This is a genomic window from Lutibacter agarilyticus, from assembly GCF_900188235.1.
GTDB lineage: Bacteria > Bacteroidota > Bacteroidia > Flavobacteriales > Flavobacteriaceae > Lutibacter > Lutibacter agarilyticus.
Map to the genome: position 1 here is coordinate 578,780 of NZ_FZNT01000001.1, position 19,114 is coordinate 597,893.

The following is a 19,114-nucleotide window of genomic DNA, read 5'->3' on the forward strand; positions in this document are numbered from 1 at the left end:
ATTTAACAAAAAAAAACTATATGAAACTATATTTGAATTTTTATGAGGGTTTTAAGTGAACCTAAAGTAACTATTCACACCTAAAAATACAATGACAATTATCATTCTATATTGCTTCCTTACAAGAAGTTTTCTTTTTAATAAACTATGTTACTGAAAATTAGTAAAACAACTTCATCTAAAGGCTGCTGGAAATGCTGTTGAATTACAAAATTTATGAAATGAATATCAATCTCTACTTCTAATATTCCAACAAAGTAACAATAACTCTAATCCACCAAAACGAGTATCTCTAGAAAAAGATGTAATAGCGCATTAGGTTAGATTGCAAAGTCATGATAAAATACAAGTACCTAAGAATTATGTCAAACAAAAAATGGAATACACACAGCATCAGTTAAAAAAAGTTTGTTTAGTAATTTAGTTGGTTTATTTATTTGATAAACTTTAAATAACTTAAATTGTAATAACACAATTAAACTGTTATCATTTTCTAGAAAATTTGTTTCAGTAAAATAAAGAATTTTATGGTGTAATTATATTGCCATAAATATTAAATATATGAAGCCATTACATTTAATTCTGAATAAATTTATAAAAAATTCGAGTAAGCACTTAAAGCTAAGATAAAAGAAAGTAATTTATAAAAATACAAAATGTTATGAAGAGTTCTATTACAATTATATGAACTGAAATTTTTGATAGATAAAAAGTGAAACTTATTATTAATTAAATGATTAATAAATATTAATACAGATTTTTTTTATTTTTTATTTATATTTGGTATAAATAACGCTTTAAACAAAAAACTTACTTTATGAAAAAACTAACTAATCCAATTGGGTATAAATACCTATTAGTTTTACTATTTATGACACTTTCTATAGGGACTACTTCTGCTCAGCTAAATATGCAAGCGCCTGAAACTAAAAGATCAGATACTCTTCAAGCTGGAACTCAGGGTTCTGTTAATCCTCTAACGGAAAACATCCAAGTAGTTACGGGTGATGACTTATTAGATAAGTCCTTTCCAAGTTCATGGCCACTATTTGGATCTGATATCAGGATGAAAATTGGCGGCTTTGTCAAAGCTGATTACATCCAGGATTTTGATTATGTAGGCGACAGATACGAATTTGAACTTGGAAGTATTGCGGTTGATGGTACCCCAGAGCGTGAATTAGGTGGAATATCTACGTTCCATGCGAAACAATCACGTGTTAACTTTGATTTTCGTTCAAAAGCTAAATGGAAAAATGGTAAAGAATTTCCAATGCAAATGTTTGTTGAAGTGGATTGGTTTTTTGATTCACCTACAATGCGTTATAATACCCGTCTAAGATTGGCGTATGGCGTTATTGGAAGATTTTTATTTGGAAGGAACTGGACAACATCGGGAGATTTAAGTACATTGCCTGGTACAATAGATTTTTCTAGTGGTGATGCACTTTATGGTGGTAGAGCTACGCAAATCAGATGGCAGGATAAAATAAGTGAAAAATTTACTTACGCCGTTGCTCTTGAAGATGCAAGTTCTCAAATAGATAATATTTATAACCTAGATGGAGCTTCAAGACCATTAAGCCCCAACTTTGCAGGTATGATTCGTTTTAAATCGAATAAAGGCTCAACCGTACAATTAGGTGCCGACGTTTTTACTTTGAATTGGAAAGGACCTTCAACAGTTCCAAATGTAAGTAAAACAGGATATGCTTTAACCCTTACCGGTCGTTTCATATTTAAGACAACTGAGTATCATGATTCATTTTCCTATGGTGGTGGCTTTGGTCAAGGACAAGGACATAAAATTATTGCACTATCTTGGGATGGAAAAGGATCAGGTATTATAGACCAGAATAACCTCCACCTAAATCCAGCATGGTTTGCATTTGCTGGTTATAGTCACTATTGGTCTAAAAGATTGAACTCTACAATATCTACACATTGGGCAGGAACCGAACTAAATAATTTACAATCTGATGAAACAATAGCGAAAGCTGGTACTTTTCATGCAAATTTAATCTATTTTCCTTATAAATTAATATCTACAGGTATTGAATATATGTGGGGGATGCGTGAAAATAAAAATGGTGTTTCGGGAGAAGCTAACCGTTTACAGTTTATGGTAAAGTTCAAATTTAATTAACAAAACAAATAAATTAAATAAAAACAGAAATATTCATAATTACCTAAATTTAAAAAAATGAAAAAAAAATCGAAAAATTTTTTATTATTGTTAGCATTCACGCTAATAACATCTTTCAGTTATGCACAATCAACTGAAGTCAGTCAAATTGTGTTTAAAAATGTTCGCGTATTTGACGGAACAAACGACCAACTTACCAGCGCTACAGAAGTACTAGTAGAAGGTAACAAGATTAAGGAAGTATCTGCCAATGCAAGTAAGAAAGCTTCCAGAAAAGCAACCGTTATAGATGGTGGAGGGCGTGTATTAATGCCAGGGCTTTCAGATACCCACACGCACATCATGTTTTCTTCGCTCCCACAGGCGGCGCTTTTGTTTGGTGAGCCAAACTTCAATGTAATCTATGCTACTAAGGATGCTAAAGCTATGCTTATGCGCGGTATAACCACAATAAGAGACTTAAGTGGTAATACTTTTGGATTGAAAAAGGCCATTGATGAGGGACTTGTACCTGGGCCTCGTATTTATCCAGCAGGTGGAATGATTAGTCAAACTGCAGGACATGGAGACTTTCGATTACCTAATCAGAAACATCCTGAGTATGGAGGAGCTTGGCCTGCACTTTATCAGCAAGGTCATGGGTATTTAGCAGACGGACCAACTGAGGTAATGAGAGCTACTCGCGAGAATTTAAAAAACGGAGCTTCACAGATTAAACTAGCAACCGGAGGTGGTTATGCCTCGCCTGCAGACCCTTTAATGGGTATTCAGTATACATTTGAGGAGATAAAGGCAGCAGTTGATGTAGCCAAAAATTGGGGCACTTATGTGACCATACATTCCTATTTCCCAGAATCTATAAATATGGCCATTGATGCAGGTATAAAAGATGTGGCGCACGGGCAGCTATTAGATAAGGCTACCTTAGAGCGTATGGCCAAAGAAGAGGTATTTTTAAGTACACAAGCATTCACACTTTGTAGTGAACCACAGAATTCTGAATTTTCAAATGAAAAACTAGCGATTGTATGTGTAGGAACAAAAAAAATGTACCAAATGGCCTCTGAAATTCCTAACTTAAAAGTAACATGGGGAACGGATATGTTTTTTCTTCCTCAAGATCAATTTGAAGGGCAAGTTAAGCAGATGGAACGTTTGTTACCTTGGTTTAAGCCAGCTGAGATCCTTAAAATGGCAACAGGAAATGCAGGTGAATTATTTAAAATGAGTGGACCGCTCATGAACCCATATCCTGGTGACCTAGGGGTTATTAAGGAAGGTGCGTATGCTGATATGTTATTGGTAGATGGAAATCCACTGGAAAAATTAGATGCTATTACCAATAAGGACAACCTGTTGATTATTATGAAAGATGGTAAAATCTTTAAAAACACATTGAAATAACACTTTAAAAACACCCGTTGTGCATTTTGATTTTAAAAAATAGAGTTGTTCATCTTATTGTACATCAGTAAATTTATTTAAAATGAACAACGGGTTTTAAAAAAAAATAAAAACATGAAAAACAAGAATTTCAAAATTGTTGATCTTCTTAACAAAACAATCACCGATCTGCAATTATGCTAAATAGCACAGCTATCCACCAATTTGCTTCATCTGTAATTTGTATTATAATTTATATTATGTTAAATAGGATTTATTGTAATTAACTTACTACTGAAATGAAAATATTAAATTAACTCTCTGAATCGTAAATTAAAACACGTTCCCATAATTTAGAAGCTTCAGAAATAAATAATTTATGAGCAGGTTCAATTTGATAATTGCTGTGTTCTTCTAAATTATTAAAAGTAACTTTTAAACAATACGTATAACTTGCATCAACAACCGGTCTGTTTGTATCTGCTGGTTGGCCAAAATGTTTATTTTTTGCATAAACAGATGAATTTAAAAATTTGTGCATAGCCTTTTCAAATTCATCTCTATCACTTTCATTATTTGGGTTTATCAACCAAAAGAAAACTACGTGAATAAATTGTTCTTCAATTATATTAGTTGACTTCATAAAGTAAATATTTCTCTTTTTTAATAACCAATGTTGTTATACTCCTAATTTGATCCAACATATTAATAACTATTCCTTAAATGCTTTTTCAAGGTTTGTATGTATATAACAATATATTTATTCTTGCAAATTACAAATTCTTATTGAACTATTACTTTTTACAATTTTAAAATGCATACTCAGCAGTACATTTACTGTACATTTGCCACATGTTAAAAAAGAGATACTCTCAATTTGAATTTATAGCACTTATGGCATCTTTAATGTCTGTTGTTGCATTGGCTATAGATGCGTTATTACCCGCATTAAAATTAATTGGTTATTCAATTGGTACAACAGAGTCAACTGATCATCAGTTGTTAATTACCATGATATTTTTAGGTTTAGGAATTGGACCGCTTTTATTTGGACCAATTTCTGATAGTTTAGGTCGTAAACCAATTGTATATGCGGGCTTTATCGTATTTATAATAGCTAGTTTTACTTGTGTAAATGCAACAAGTCTTGAAGTAATGATTGCAGGTAGAATTTTACAAGGAATTGGTCTTTCTGCATCTAGAACAATTAGCATTGCAATGGTTAGAGACACCTTTAGCGGTGATTATATGGCGAGAATAATGTCATTCATTACTGTTGTTTTTATATTAGTTCCCATTGTAGCTCCGGCAATAGGTCAATTTATTTTAAATCATTATAACTGGCAAGGGATTTTTTATATTCAACTAATTTTTAGTTTACTAATATTATATTGGTTTTGGAAGCGTCAACCAGAAACATTACCAATAGAAAAACGGGTAAAATTCACAAGGTTTATTTTTGTAAATGGGTTGAAAGAAATCATGAAAGCTAAAAGAACTATTGGTTTTACAATAATCTCTGGTTTCATCACTGGTTCATTTATGGTATATTTAAGTACGTCACAGCATATTTTTCAGGATCAGTATCATTTAGAAAAAGAGTTTCCCTATATTTTTGCAGGTTTAGCTGTAGCTATTGGCACTTCAACCTTTTTAAATGGAACCTTAGTTTTAAAGTATGGGATGGAAAAATTAGTAACCATATCCCTCCTTCTATTTTTTGGTATCTCTTTGTTATATGTAGTTTTGTATGGAAGTTCTGAGAATCCGACCTTAGGCGTATTATTAGCTTTCTTTGGGATACAATTTTTCGCTATTGGGTTTTTATTTGGAAATTTAAGAGCATTGGCTATGGAGCCAGTAGGTCATATTGCAGGTATTGGAGCAGCAATTACAGGTTTTATTTCAACCTTAATGGCTGTGCCAATTAGTACTTTTATAGGTAAATTTACAGTGAATACTGCCCTACCCTTATTTATGGGGTTTTCAATTTGTGGTTTACTCTCTATTTTTATACTTTATTATTTGAAATTTTTAAAATATAAAGCGCTAGCTAGAACCAATAATTAAGTTTTAGTAATTGTTAATATTCATAAATTTTTAACACGCAATTTAAAGTTGTTTTTGTAACTTTATTTATCAACGTAAAGAGTTATGACTTATGAAAAAATCATTCAACGAAATAGTAAATGAAGAAATACCTGTATTGGTAGATTTTTATGCTGATTGGTGCGGCCCTTGTAAATCAATGGCTCCTGTATTAAAGCAATTAAAAGCTGATTTGAAAGACGCCGTAAAAATTGTAAAAATTAATGTGGATACCAATCAAGAATTAGCTGCTAAATATAAAGTACGAGGTGTTCCTACTTTTATGGTTTTTAAAAAAGGGAAACAAACTTGGCGACAATCGGGAATGCAATCGATTTCACAATTAAAACAAGCCATTACTAGTGTATAATTTTGCTAAAATAGTCATCCGTATGTTTAAACATTTGTTATAAAATTATATTTTTAAAAAAAATAAGATTTTCTTATATCAAATTTTTATTTTTTTTTAAATTAGCGTAATGAAAAATATGTTAATTATAATGATGTTGCTTGTAAGTTTTATAAGCTATTCACAGGAAAAAAATAAAGAAGCTGCTGTTATTGTTACTTCTGAGAACAAAATAACAATTGAAAATGAATCTCACAATTATATTGTTGCTGAAGCTTATAAAGCTGCAAATGCTGAAAAAATTGAAGATTTAGACAAGTATGTTTTTACGGTATATAACCCATTATCGTTATTTTCTGATGAAACAATAATCGCTAATACAGAATTATTGAAAAAATAATTACTTTATCAAAATAATAAACTATTCCACAGTAAATTTAACGCTAAATAGCTGTTTTATATCTGTGGAATATTATTTAATCTAAAACTTTGAGGTTGATATTCATTAATTCAGTATTATTGAACTGAACCTTTATTTCTATTGGATTACAACATACTTCACAATCTTCAATATAGGTTTGATTTGTTACAGAAGAATCTAATAACATGGATATTTCCTCCCAACAATAAGGACATTGAAAAAAATGCTCTAACATATAAACCGATTTAACTTAATAAAATAGTAATTGCTCCAATAGCAGTTACAGCTAAAATAAATTTACGATATAAATCGTTATGAATTAATTTCACCAATTGAATTCCTACAAAAAAACCTAATACTACACCTGGTATTAAAAATAAATTCAATAAAATGGTTTCTGCAGTGACAGTTTTCCATATAAAAATATGAAATGGTAATTTAAAAACATTGATAATAAAAAATAACCAAGCTGCTGTTCCAATAAATTCATTTTTAGGTAAACGCATGGCTAAAAAATAAATACTAGCGAAAGCACCTGCCAAGTTACCAATCATAGATGTGATTCCAGATAAAAGTCCCATTCCATTAGAGAACAACTTATTTGTTGGGATATTTTTGTTTTTTTTGCGTTCCATTATTACCATAATAGCAACTGTTGCTAATATAAAAACAGCCATTATTTGTTTAAATAGTTGTTCAGAAATATCGTTTCCAAACCACACTCCTATTAAAACTCCAATAACCATTGAAGGCAATAACTTTTTTAACAACCCCCACTGTGTATGCCTGTGGTAATAAATTACAGCAAAAATATCAGCCAATATCATCATAGGAATTAAAATTCCTGTGGAAGCTTTTCCTCCAAAAACAAAAGCTAAAAGCAGTACAATTACTACTCCAATACCTTTAATGCCAGATTTACTGAGGCCTAATAAAAAAACTCCTAAAAAAGATAAAAACCAATGAAAATAAGAAAGTTGAAATAGCTCTGAATTATAAATTATAGATTGCACACATTTAATTTTTGAAACAGTGCAAGATACTTATATTTGCTTAATGGAAGTCGAAATTATTTTTGAAGATGAAACAATTTTAATTGTTAATAAACCTAATAATGTTTTAATTCATAAATCATATTATGCACGTAACATTAAAGATGAAACGCTCTTAGAATTAGTATATAAACAAACAGGATTGAATTTATATCCGGTGCATCGTTTGGATAGAAAAACTTCAGGAGTATTAGTGCTTGCAAAACAAAAAGAACAAGTAGCTATTTTTCAAGCACTTTTTAATACAAATGAAATTCAGAAGACTTATTTAGGAATTGTTCGTGGTTTTGTAGCTGAACCTACTTTGATTAACTCGCCTGTAAAAAATCCAGATACTCAAGTATATAAAGAAGCCGAAACCTATTGTAAACCATTACAAATTGTACAATTAAATATACCTGTACATCCTTATGAAACTTCAAGATATAGTTTGGTTGAATTAAAACCTTCCTCCGGAAGAATGCACCAATTAAGAATTCACATGAATAAAATGAGCCATCCTATTGTAGGCGATTATAAATATGGAGATCGTTTTCATAATCGTATGTTTGAAAATGAATTTAATTGCCACAACCTATTTTTACATGCGGTATCGTTAAGTTTTAAGCATCCATTGACTGAAAAGCAATTGAATATTAAGGCGAGAATCCCGGAAGATTGGACTTATCTATTCAGTAAATTTGAGTGGAAAGTAGACATATAAAAACCGTTTTCAAATTTTGATTCATAATTTAATACAAACATTTTTAAGTAATTGTGTACAAAATATTTTTACTAAGTTAGTCTCACCCCAAATAAAATAACCTACTATAAATATTTCTTTCAATTATTAAAAATAAACTCTTTTAATAATTACGTTGATTATTAAAAAAATAAAATTTATAATAATATTGTACAAAATTTCAAAGAATCAAAGTTTGAAAACGGTAAAATACCTGATTTTTAATGTGTTATCAATTTTTGTTGTTTATCTATTTTCATAATAAGTAACACCAAATCAAATACTTGTTCTTTCAAATATTTAAAGTTATCAAGATAATTAACAACTTCGGATTTTAAATTTTCATGATTTTTTCTAAAATTATCTTCTCTTTTTAAATAAATATTTTCAATAAGAAGTGATAAATTAACATTATGATCTTTAATATTAACAAGTAGCTCATTACCTAATTTTTTTTCATGGTTTATACTGCTTAATAATAATTTTGCTTTTTGAAAATTATGAGTCGTACATAGGCTAACAATATGTTCGGATAATAATTCTTTAAAAAAGTCTTGTTCAACTTTTATAAATTCAATTTCAGACATCCATTTTTTTGTTTTATTTAATAAATAGTCAACACTATTATTAAATACTGGCATCTTTTGCTTAGGAATTATTCGTTTCATAGTTTTCATATTTATTTTTAATGGAGCCTGAGAAATTCACTTTCATAAATTCCTCGGACTCCTTAAAAAGATCAACTCTTCAATCACTTTAGGTTTTTTGCCTTCAATTCATCCAATCTCATCAAATAAATAGTTAGAAACCAAAAATGTTTTAAAAAGCTACCCTCCTAATAACATTCATTTTTAATGAATTATGTTAAAATCAATAACACTAAAAATTATATATTGAATTTAAAGCTAATTTATTTCAAACCTTTTATAGCTACAATGATGCTCATCAATAATTGTATTGATTGTTGTCATCTATAAAACCATTAACTAATTTTAAACAGCATTTCTTTATTTAAAACCTTTAAGCTTTTAGTAGATAAATCAATTAAATTTTCTTCTTTAAAACTGTATAGGGTTCTTGTAAGTGTTTCTTTAGCTATACCTATTGAATTAGCTAAATTTAAGCGAGTTATAAATATTTCATTGTTTTTAACTTCAGGGTAATTTTCTAATAAATTCAACAGTGTTATTGCTGTCTTTTTACGAACTGAACCATAGGCTAAAAGCATTAATTGTGAATTATTTGCAATTGTATTTGATGATAGTAAATCTATAAAATCAAAAATAATATGATGGTTGTTGTTTAATATTGAGGTTATTTCATCTTTACTAATTTTATATAACTGAGTCTCTGTAATAGCCTTTGAGTTTTCAAAATGAGGTGTTTTTTTTACAAATGATGAATAACCGAAATATTGTTTATTTGTGTAATATCCAGTGTTAAATTCTTTACCATCTTCATTTATTTTATACGTTTTAACAGTCCCTTTTTTAATTAAAAAAATATGATTGCTTTGGTTTCCTTCACAATAAATAGTTTCATCTTTTTTAAAATGGTACACCCTTTTTTTACCCAAATATTGATCGATATTCTTTATTTTTTTTAAATCTAAAAAACGTGAAGAATTATTGAACTTTGGAATTTTATTTTTAGACTCGAAAGCTTCTACTCTTTTTAATCTAACTTCAATAGCTCTAAGTAATTCTGATTCTTCAAAAGGCTTACATATATAGTCATCGGCACCAAGTTCCATTCCTTTTCTTAGGTCGTTTTGATGTGTTTTTGCAGTTAAGAAAATAAAAGGAATTTGCTCTAAGCCAGATGTTTTTGATACAATTTGTAAAACTCCATAGCCATCTAAATTTGGCATAAGTATATCGCAAATAATAATATTAGGTAAAAAAGACTTAGCTTTTGAGATGCCTTCTTTCCCATTTTTAGCGATTTCAACATTGTAATTTGCTAATTCTAAAATTTCAGCTGTATTTTCTCTTACAAAATTATCGTCTTCAATTAGCAATACTTTTTTTTTCATAACTCTTTTATTTTAGGTAACTTAATTATAAAAACACTCCCTTCGTTCTCAACACTAGTAAACTTAATATCACCTTTAAATCGATTTATATAGCCTTTAATTATATTTAAACCTATTCCGGTTCCAGGATAATAAATAGCGTTTTTTGCCCTGAAGAATTGGGTGAAAATAAAACCTTGTTCAGCTTTAGGTATTCCAATTCCAGAATCTTTAACACTTAAATGTAAATTCGATTTACTAGAACTAATTTTTAAAAATATTTCGCTGTTTTCTTTTGAAAACTTTATGGCATTGTACAATAAATTGGTTAAAATTATCTTTAGAATGTTGAAATCATGATATATCAACTTTAAGTCTGATTTTTCAATATTTATTGTTTGATTCTTCTTTAAATGAGGTTTTGTGGCTATGATGATCTCTTGAATTAGATCGTTATAATTGAAATGAGAAAAATTAGTACTAACTTGACCAGTTTCAATATTTTCTAAAGTTAATAAATCGTCTAGCATTCCATTCAACCTATTTACCATCATTTTAACTTTTTGTAAATGCTCATTTAATTTACCTGTATTCAGCAAATTGGCATATTTAGCCATTAATTCGGTGGAAGATAATATGGCACTTAAAGGTGTTTTAAATTCATGTGAGGCAAGTGTGATAAATTTAGTTTTTAAACTATTAAGTTCTTTTTCTTTATTTAATGTTTTCTTTAATTGTATTACAGCCTCTTCAAGTTTTAGGTTTCTAATTCTAACCTCTTCTTCTAATTGCACATTTAATTTCGTTATTTTAACCTCCTTTAATTTTCGTAAACTTATATCTGAAATCAATGCTTTGAAATACAATTCTCCTTCATATACCATTTTACCAAAATTTAATTCTAAAAAAATGGAACTTCCATTTGCATGAAATTCTTCTAATTCAATAGTTGATTTAAAGATTTCTTCTTCAGGATTTTGAATATATGCTTTAAAAATTTCAGTATGTTTAAAAAAAGCATCAATTTTATGTTGTAATAAATACACCTCATCAACTCCTAATAAATCGGCTAATGGTTGGTTTGCAAGCACAATTTTCCTTTCTTGATTAAACACCAAAATTCCTATTTGCATGGAGTCAAAACAAACCTTATAAAACGATGTTTTATCTTTTAATAGCATAACAATTGAAGAGATATGTTGATAAAATTATAGTATTTAAAAGTGTAAATAAATGATATTAATCAGTTCGGAAATTAATAATTTAATAAGTCTACTATTGCTGAATGCAGTCTTTCAATGGGTAAATACAGTTTTTCTAAGTTTTTTGCAAAAGGAATGGGTGTTTCAATGCTACCAATTCTTTTGATGGGAGCGTCTAAATACTGAAAGCAATTTTCACTTATTAATGCCGAAATATCAGAAGCGATACCTCCAAATAAAGTATCTTCCTGAATGATTAAAACTTTTCCTGTTTTTTTTACTGAATAAAAAATTGCATCCGTATCAAGTGGTTGCAATGTTCTTAAATCAATAATATCTACCGAAAATTGATGCTTATTAATTTCGTCTAAAGCCCAATGCACGCCAATACCATAAGTAATAATACTTAAATCAAAACCTTCCTTAATAACACAGGCTTTTCCAAACGGAATGGTATAGTAATCGTTAGGTACATCTTGATATATAGACCTATACAATGCTTTGTGCTCAAAAAACAACACAGGATTTGGATCTTCTATAGCTGTGTTCAACAATCCTTTTGCATCATATGGAAAAGCTGGATACACCACTTTTAGTCCGGGTGTTTTTGTAAACCAAGCTTCATTTGTTTGACTGTGAAATGGTCCTGCGCCCACATTTCCACCACAAGGCATTCGCAAAACAACACTTGCTTGTTGCCCCCAACGATAATGAGATTTTGCTAATAAATTTACTACAGGATTAAAACCAGAGCTTATAAAATCAGAAAATTGTAATTCTACAACAGATTTATAACCATTAATGGAAAGCCCGTAAGCCGCTTCAATAATGGCAGACTCGCAAATTGGAGTATTACGAACTCTTTCTTTGCCAAACTTATTTAGAAATCCTTCAGAAACTTTAAAAACACCCCCATATTCAGCAATATCTTGTCCCATGAGCACTAAATCTTGAAACTTTTCCATGCTTTGCTCCAATCCTTTTGAAATGGCATCAACAAAACGAATGTTACTTGTTTTTTCTGAAGCAGGTTTGCACTCTATATAATTAATATGCTTGTATACAGTTTCTAGTTCATTTTCAACTGTTGAAGTAATTTCTTTTTCATTAAAAGCTACTTTTAAATGCTCATTGATTTCTAGAACTATTGCCTCTTTAATCAATACATCTAATTCTTCGGAGAGTATTCCTTCATTCTTTAAAAAAGCATGGTAATTTTCAACAGGATCTTTTAAAGCCCAATTTTCAAGAATTTCTTTAGGTACATATTTATTGCCACTAGCCTCCTCATGACCGCGCATTCTAAAAGTTTTAAACTCTATTAAAATTGGTCTCGGATTTTTCCGAATGCTTTTTGAAATCTTTTTTATCTTAGTGTGTACTTCTAGAATATTATTTCCATCAACAATAAGGCTTTCCATTCCGTATCCTATGGCTTTGTCGGCAATATGTTCACATTTAAATTGTTGTCTAGAGGGTGTTGATAAACCATAACCATTATTTTCAATACAAAAAAGCACAGGTAAGCTCCAAACAGCAGCAACATTTAAAGCTTCGTGAAAATCACCTTCACTTGTTGCTCCATCACCTGAAAAAACAGCCGTAACTTTATGGTTGTTGGTTAGTAAGTTAGCTAATGCGATGCCGTTAGCAACTCCTAATTGCGGACCTAAATGAGAAATCATTCCAATAATGTTGTAGTCTTGCGTTCCAAAATGAAAGGATCGATCTCTTCCGTTGGTGAAACCATTTTTTTTTCCTTGCCATTGAGAAAATAATTTATGCAAAGGAATGTTTCTTGAGGTAAATACACCTAAATTTCGGTGCATAGGTAAAATGTACTCATTCGCATTTAAAGCATTAGCTAAACCTACTGAAATAGCTTCCTGACCTATTCCAGAAAACCATTTAGAAATTTTCCCTTGTCGTAACAAGATTAACATTTTTTCCTCAATTAATCGAGGTTTTAAAATAGCTTTGTATAGTTTAATAAGTGTCTTATCAGAATAGTCTTTCCGATTAAAAATAGTTTTAGCTACAGAAGTATTATTTGATCTCATACTTTAAAGCGTATACTATAAATGTAATAAAAAGGTTTAAATAAAAATACCTTATCAAAAAAAATGATAAGGTATTTTATATTTAGTAGGTAACTTTAGTTTAGATTTCTCTAAAAATAGAATGCATTAAACGTTTTTTATCGTTGATACTTTCTTCTAATGAAATCATTGTTTCTGTTCTTGAAACTCCATCTATATCGTCAATTTCAAAAATAATTTCTTTAGCATGTGTAGTATCACGTGCTCTAATTTTACAGAAAATATTGTATTTACCAGCTGTAATAAATGCAACTGTTACGTTTGGAATTTTCTTTAAATCAGCTACTACATTTTTGGTTTTTGAAGTTTTAGCCAAATATATACCAACATGTGAAATAAATGAATAGCCCATTTTTTCGTAATCAAGGGTAAGAGTTGATCCTTTAATTATACCTTCATCTTCCATTTTTTTCACCCTTACATGGATTGTACCAGCTGAAACAACTAATTTTTTTGCAATATCAGTAAAAGGTGTTCTAGCATTCTCAATTAGAATGTCTAAAATTTGATGATCAATCTCATCTAACACAAATTTTTTCATGATGTTTATTTAAATAATATAAAATACAAATTTATTAAAAAAAACGTAATAACAAACATATTATTTACGAATTTGACAATTTTAAATCGTTAAAATTTAGATTTTCTCCATTTATGGTGATATCCGAGTGATAATTTGACAAGTCACCTTTGTGTTCAATACACTCGTAACTATTTAAGCCATTGATGGTTACGTTATATTTTAACTGTATTCCGACATCTATTACATTATCCTCATTATCTTTTAAGTTTTTATAAATGATGTCTAAATATCGCTTATCATTATTAGGAATATCGAAATACGACTCGTAATTAGAGTAATTTGAAGTGGTAGCTATAAAATAAAGCCCCTGAACTAAAGCGTAAAAGTTAAATTTACGCGTAGCTTCACGATTGTGATCTCCTTTAAAATGACCCGCTTCAATTAAAATAGTATTATGACCTAGTTTTTGAAAATTATCTCCAGTTGCAGTTGGGTAAAACTCATCAGTATATCTGCCAATATGGTTTGGTATAAGCTGCTGCAGTAAATTATTCATAGCAACAATAACACTCATGGTTGTTTTTCTACCTTCAGATAAAGTGCGTTTTAAGTCTTCTGAAGGAGCTAAAAATGAAATAGTAGCGGGGTTAGCATGTCCTTCAACATTAAATATGGAGCGCTGATCGTGTAGGTTAAAACAAAATTCAGGATTAAATACATCTAAGGTTTCTCTTAATAGCTTACTTTCAATTGCTTTTCTATCAACAGCATCTCTATTTAAATCAATATTATTGAAGTTTTCTCTTGTGAAATTTATAGCGCCATCTGGATTTAGCAATACAATGAACTCTAACCTGCAATTTTCAAGAATTTGGAGTGCTATATTTTTTACCTCAACAGCTTCAGAATTGAAAAAATGAAATAAATCGAACAGCGCTTTTGTACCTGTGCTTTCATTGCCATGCATCTGAGACCATGATAATATTTTCTTACGTCCGCTACCTAATGAGATTTTATAAATTGGTATATTGTTTTCAGAGTAGCCAATAATTTCTTTTTCAAATTTAGCAGGTAAATTTTCAATTAATGGTTTTATATCTTCAAATAAAATACGTCTGCCTTTTAATTTTTTTTCAAAATTAGAACTGTACCAATTCTCTAATATTTTAGGATTCAATTCATTCATAATAACAAATGTATGTGATTAAGCGAGATATAAAAAAGGACTTTAAATAATTAACAAGTTTTATAGCAATTGTTAATTGTTGTTAATTGTAAATTACAAATGTAAACAAAGTATTCATTGCAATAAGTTACAATTGTAATTTACATTTGTAAGCGTTAACGCTTAAGTTTTCTACAGTTAAATTGAGGTTATAGATAAACTTTATTATTACCCGCTAAACACCTATTTTTAAGCTTTTTAAATACTCTTATCAGAACCTAATATTTAACTTTTTAAATTTATAATTCAATTTACCTAGTATTAGTTGTTAATTAAAATCAGATGAGTTACATTTGTAAATAAATAATTTGTTTACAATGGTGAATAGTGAAGCGTTTACAAAAAGGCTTAAAATAATTATTGAATACTACGATATATCAGCTGCTGTATTGGCTGAAAAAATGGATGTGCAGCGCTCTAGTATTTCTCATATTCTATCTGGTAGAAACAAGCCTAGTTTGGACTTTGTGATGAAGATATTAAAGGCTTTTCCTGAAGTTGAATTGTACTGGTTGTTGAATGGTGATGGAAAATTCCCTAAAAATAAAACGGGCTCTAATGTTCATTTAACATCCTCTCCTATTGTTGAGTCAAAAACTCAAACTACACCAACTTCAATTCCGAAAGTAGAAATTGAGAAAAAGATTGAACACTTAAATGAGTCCGATATAGAGAGAATTGTGATTTTTTACAAAGATGGTTCTTTTAAACATTATCTTCCATAAAAAAAGCTCCTTATAACTGAGGAGCTTTTTTTTTAGAATATTTTCTACTATTACTCTATTAATTCAGCAATTCCTGTTTTTAAAATCACCATTAAATCTTTTTTATTATTATTTGTAGAGTTTTGTTGTGCTGCAACTAGCTGGTTTAGCATATTTACAGCCATTTTATCGAAATTGTATTTTTTGTATTGCTTTCCTAGGATTACAAAATCATCAGTTATATTTTGAATAGCTTCTTTACTGTCACTTTCTGCAATCCACTTAAAAGCTTCACTATATAATTGTTGCGTTCTAGGATTTTGTGATAAAAACATACCCTTTAATACGTGTTTAGCTATAAATGGTAACTTAGTTTTATCTTTTTCATTAATATAAATATTAGTAATAGCATCGGGAATTTGGCTTTTTATAGCTTCATCTATCGCTTCCAAATTTTCTAAAGCAAGCTGCTTATCTATTTGATATAGTGAAACTAATGATTTCCCTATCACAGAAAATGATTCGCTTTTCATGCCTTTTATAAATACAGGCTTGTATATTGGATCAATAAGTTTACCTAGTACATTAATTGCTTCTGCTTGTACCAATGTTTTTTTGTCGTTGTTGGCAATTTGCTCAATTTTTTCAATAGCATCCTTTTTAGTGTGCTTCTGGAATAGATCTACATTTTCTAAGGCTAGTAATCTGATTTTATAAAAAGGATCATTAAATGCTTTTATAACCGTATTGTAAGCTTCTTTGCTTGTTTGTTGTTCTTTTACAATGGCTTCTAAAGCAATTTTTCTATCTAAATAATGTGGCGCATTATTGAATTGAAACATGTATTGCTCTAATGTTTTTTTATCCGTAATTTCTGCTAATAAGTTATGTTTAGCATCAATATTAATAAGTTTTGGTTGATTTTTCTTTGTAAAAGGAAACGTGAACGAGTTTTGTTTTTTATCAATCCAAACATCATGACGTTCAACACCTTTTTCGTTATAAATATCAATAGATAAAGGGAATTTAAATGTTTTACCTAATTGATTTAAATTTACCGTAACAGTACTATTGATGATATTATAATCATACGTTGCATTTAAGCGAATGTGGCCGTTTCCAAAATACCATTGATTAAAAAACCAGTTAAGATCTTTTCCGCTTACTTCTTCAAAAGCCAATCGCAAATCGTGCGCTTCTGCAGTGCCAAACTTATGCTTTGTTAAATAGTGGTTAAATGAAGCAAAAAAAGCATCATCACCTAAATAATCTCGTAACATATGAAGAATAGCGCTTCCTTTATGATAACTCACAGGGTCAAACATATGTTCTTTGTCTTCATAATAAAAACGAACCAGGTCTTTGTCTTCACTCTGACTTTGTAAATACACCTCAATATCTTCAGATAAATGCGCTGCGGCTTCGTCTTTTCCATATTTGTACTCATACCACAAATAAACGCTGTAAGTGGCAAAAGATTCGTTAACTGTTAAGTTCGCCCAGCTTTCTGTAGTTACTAAATCTCCAAACCAATGATGGAATAGTTCATGAGCAATGGTTCCCTCCCACACATTATGATCTATTAGTTGTCCTTTCTTTTGTTGCGCATCTTCGCCATGAACCACAGCTGTAGTGTTTTCCATAGCTCCGCTAACATAATCGCGAACCACTATTTGACTGTATTTATCCCAAGGATAAGAAATGTCAGTTAATTCTGAAAAAAAAGTCATCATTTCAGGAGTGTGTCCAAAGATTTCTTGAGCTACATTTTCGTAATCTGATTCTACATAATAATCTACAGCTAGATTATTCCAAGAATCTTTTACTACACTAAACTCACCTACTCCAATAAAAACTAGGTACGGCGCATGTTTTTTGTCCATTTTCCAATAATCAGTTCTTGTGTTGTTTTTGTGCTTGGTTTGATTGATTAACAGTCCGTTTGAGAGAGTTAAAAATTTATCTGGTACGGTAATGTAGATTTCTTGTGTAGTTTTTTGGTTTGGAGCATCAATAGTAGGAAACCAACAACTGTTAGATTCTGTTTCTCCTTGTGTCCAAATTTGTGTAGGTTTTGTAGGGTCCTCTCCTAGTGGATTAATAAAATATAACCCTTTAGCGTCGTTGATAGCTGCGCTTCCTTTTTGTTTTACTTCTTCGGGCTTAGCAATGTACTTAACGTAAACTGTGTATGCTTCATTTTTATTATAAATCTTATCCAAATCAATAGTCAATAGATTGTTCTCGTAACTATAATTAGTTTTATTTTTATTGATTTTAACTTCTTTTATTTCAAAAGATTTTGCGTCTAAAACAACTTTATTAGTTGGATAGAAATGTGGTGTAAGTGTAATCCATGCTTCTCCGTTTAATTGACTTTCTTGAAAATTGAAATCTACTTTTAATTTTGTATGAATTAAATTGTTGATTTTTTCTTTTTCAGGTTGATAAGTTTTGTCTTGAGCACTTACCACTATTGAGGTAAATAGTAATAATGTGAGGAATAATTTTTGCATTTGCTATTTTTAATTTTAAAGCACCAAAAATAATACAATTATTATTCTATGTAGTTAAAAAGCAGTTAAAAAGCCATACTTTTTTAAGGTATGGCTTTAAAATCTATTATTTTGATAAAATTAGTTACAAACTACTGAAGATTCCTTCTAGCTGTTTCATTTCACTAGAGTCTCCATCTAATTTTAGATTCTGAGAAAGCGTTAAAATATCAGAAGGATTCATGTTTTCGCCTAACACTCTAATTATTCCAAAGCCCTTTTCATCATCAGCGGCAAAAATAACTACTTCATCAATAGCCTCATCTTCACCTAAAAAATTAACAGTAACGTTAGCTCCCATCATTTTAACTCGCATTAATTGCTGGTATTTTGAGTTCTTGAGAATATTTTTAACTTTTATCTTTTCAGAATTATACAATTCCTTGTTAGCATCGGTAACTTGTAGTGCTAATAAATTAACCTTTTTAATTGTTTTTAGTGTATTTTGAATTTCAGTAGAAACTTCAGTTTCTTTAAGTTGTAAAATACTCGCAGGTAAATCTATCGACATAAATTCGTCGTTTTCTTTACTGTCTACAATGTATTTTTGAAGGGAAACAGATGAATCACAAGCTGAAACTATAAATGCAAAAACAAATAGCGTGCTTATTATTTTAATAATTGATTTCATA

The 19,114-nt window shown here is 29.7% G+C and carries 19 protein-coding genes; 7 read left to right on the plus strand and 12 right to left on the minus strand.

Annotated features, from left to right (window positions below):
• Positions 1-1,066 precede the first annotated feature (1,066 nt).
• Complete coding sequence (locus CHB67_RS02305) at positions 1,067-2,146, plus strand: DcaP family trimeric outer membrane transporter (RefSeq protein WP_141119668.1); 1,080 nt, start codon at positions 1,067-1,069, stop codon at positions 2,144-2,146.
• A 143-nt stretch (positions 2,147-2,289) separates the two neighbouring features.
• Here the strand turns inward: CHB67_RS02305 and CHB67_RS17335 are convergent, their stop codons facing one another.
• Positions 2,290-2,490 (minus strand): hypothetical protein, encoded by a 201-nt coding sequence (locus CHB67_RS17335; RefSeq protein ID WP_245813399.1) that lies wholly within the window; start codon positions 2,488-2,490, stop codon positions 2,290-2,292.
• Here CHB67_RS17335 and CHB67_RS02310 point away from each other — a divergent pair.
• Positions 2,489-3,550: a metal-dependent hydrolase family protein gene (locus tag CHB67_RS02310; RefSeq protein WP_245813401.1), complete on the plus strand. Its 1,062-nt coding sequence runs from the start codon at positions 2,489-2,491 to the stop codon at positions 3,548-3,550. The two genes, CHB67_RS17335 and CHB67_RS02310, sit on opposite strands and share 2 nt — an antisense overlap.
• 292 nt (positions 3,551-3,842) lie before the next feature.
• Here CHB67_RS02310 and CHB67_RS02315 read toward each other — a convergent pair whose 3' ends face one another.
• Complete coding sequence (locus CHB67_RS02315) at positions 3,843-4,172, minus strand: Dabb family protein (RefSeq protein ID WP_089380117.1); 330 nt, start codon at positions 4,170-4,172, stop codon at positions 3,843-3,845.
• A gap of 209 nt (positions 4,173-4,381) precedes the next feature.
• Here CHB67_RS02315 and CHB67_RS02320 point away from each other — a divergent pair, with 209 nt between their 5' ends.
• The 3 genes from CHB67_RS02320 (at position 4,382) to CHB67_RS02330 (ending at position 6,366) form a co-directional block, all read left to right on the plus strand.
• Positions 4,382-5,599 (plus strand): multidrug effflux MFS transporter, encoded by a 1,218-nt coding sequence (locus tag CHB67_RS02320; RefSeq protein WP_089380118.1) that lies wholly within the window; start codon positions 4,382-4,384, stop codon positions 5,597-5,599.
• A gap of 91 nt (positions 5,600-5,690) precedes the next feature.
• Positions 5,691-5,987 carry a thioredoxin gene (gene trxA / locus CHB67_RS02325; protein WP_089380119.1) on the plus strand — a complete coding sequence of 99 codons (297 nt, stop codon included), beginning with the start codon at positions 5,691-5,693 and terminating at the stop codon, positions 5,985-5,987.
• 109 nt (positions 5,988-6,096) lie between these two features.
• Positions 6,097-6,366 carry a hypothetical protein gene (locus CHB67_RS02330; RefSeq protein ID WP_089380120.1) on the plus strand — a complete coding sequence of 90 codons (270 nt, stop codon included), beginning with the start codon at positions 6,097-6,099 and terminating at the stop codon, positions 6,364-6,366.
• 76 nt (positions 6,367-6,442) lie between these two features.
• On the opposite strand, the gene CHB67_RS02335 is transcribed toward CHB67_RS02330, so the two are convergent.
• Positions 6,443-6,622 (minus strand): CPXCG motif-containing cysteine-rich protein, encoded by a 180-nt coding sequence (locus CHB67_RS02335; RefSeq protein ID WP_089380121.1) that lies wholly within the window; start codon positions 6,620-6,622, stop codon positions 6,443-6,445.
• A gap of 10 nt (positions 6,623-6,632) precedes the next feature.
• Entirely contained in the window at positions 6,633-7,400 is a 768-nt protein-coding gene (locus CHB67_RS02340; RefSeq protein ID WP_089380122.1) for a sulfite exporter TauE/SafE family protein, read from the minus strand.
• Positions 7,401-7,443: 43 nt separating this feature from the next.
• On the opposite strand from CHB67_RS02340, the gene CHB67_RS02345 reads away from it, so the two are divergent.
• Complete coding sequence (locus CHB67_RS02345) at positions 7,444-8,142, plus strand: pseudouridine synthase (RefSeq protein WP_089380123.1); 699 nt, start codon at positions 7,444-7,446, stop codon at positions 8,140-8,142.
• Between the two features lie 239 nt (positions 8,143-8,381).
• Here the strand turns inward: CHB67_RS02345 and CHB67_RS02350 are convergent, their stop codons facing one another.
• From CHB67_RS02350 to CHB67_RS02375, 6 genes are all read right to left on the minus strand, one after another.
• The gene (locus CHB67_RS02350; protein WP_141119669.1) at positions 8,382-8,828 is read right to left on the minus strand and encodes a hypothetical protein; all 447 of its coding nucleotides are present in this window, start codon (positions 8,826-8,828) and stop codon (positions 8,382-8,384) included.
• A 314-nt stretch (positions 8,829-9,142) separates the two neighbouring features.
• Positions 9,143-10,195: a response regulator gene (locus tag CHB67_RS02355; protein WP_089380125.1), complete on the minus strand. Its 1,053-nt coding sequence runs from the start codon at positions 10,193-10,195 to the stop codon at positions 9,143-9,145.
• Positions 10,192-11,355 carry a PAS domain-containing sensor histidine kinase gene (locus CHB67_RS02360; protein ID WP_089380126.1) on the minus strand — a complete coding sequence of 388 codons (1,164 nt, stop codon included), beginning with the start codon at positions 11,353-11,355 and terminating at the stop codon, positions 10,192-10,194. The genes CHB67_RS02355 and CHB67_RS02360 overlap by 4 nt, the downstream gene beginning before the upstream one ends.
• A 74-nt stretch (positions 11,356-11,429) precedes the next feature.
• Positions 11,430-13,436: an alpha-ketoacid dehydrogenase subunit alpha/beta gene (locus CHB67_RS02365; protein ID WP_089380127.1), complete on the minus strand. Its 2,007-nt coding sequence runs from the start codon at positions 13,434-13,436 to the stop codon at positions 11,430-11,432.
• A 100-nt stretch (positions 13,437-13,536) separates the two neighbouring features.
• Positions 13,537-14,016 carry an Lrp/AsnC family transcriptional regulator gene (locus CHB67_RS02370; RefSeq protein WP_089380128.1) on the minus strand — a complete coding sequence of 160 codons (480 nt, stop codon included), beginning with the start codon at positions 14,014-14,016 and terminating at the stop codon, positions 13,537-13,539.
• 64 nt (positions 14,017-14,080) lie between these two features.
• Positions 14,081-15,184, minus strand: a complete 1,104-nt coding sequence (locus tag CHB67_RS02375) for a M14 family zinc carboxypeptidase (protein WP_089380129.1) — start codon at positions 15,182-15,184, stop codon at positions 14,081-14,083.
• Between the two features lie 356 nt (positions 15,185-15,540).
• On the opposite strand from CHB67_RS02375, the gene CHB67_RS02380 reads away from it, so the two are divergent.
• Entirely contained in the window at positions 15,541-15,948 is a 408-nt protein-coding gene (locus tag CHB67_RS02380; protein ID WP_089380130.1) for a helix-turn-helix domain-containing protein, read from the plus strand.
• Between the two features lie 50 nt (positions 15,949-15,998).
• Here the strand turns inward: CHB67_RS02380 and CHB67_RS02385 are convergent, their stop codons facing one another.
• Positions 15,999-18,443, minus strand: coding sequence for a M1 family metallopeptidase (locus CHB67_RS02385; protein WP_089380131.1), 2,445 nt, complete (start codon positions 18,441-18,443; stop codon positions 15,999-16,001).
• A gap of 124 nt (positions 18,444-18,567) precedes the next feature.
• Positions 18,568-19,113 carry a DUF4252 domain-containing protein gene (locus tag CHB67_RS02390; protein ID WP_089380132.1) on the minus strand — a complete coding sequence of 182 codons (546 nt, stop codon included), beginning with the start codon at positions 19,111-19,113 and terminating at the stop codon, positions 18,568-18,570.
• Position 19,114 lies beyond the last annotated feature (1 nt).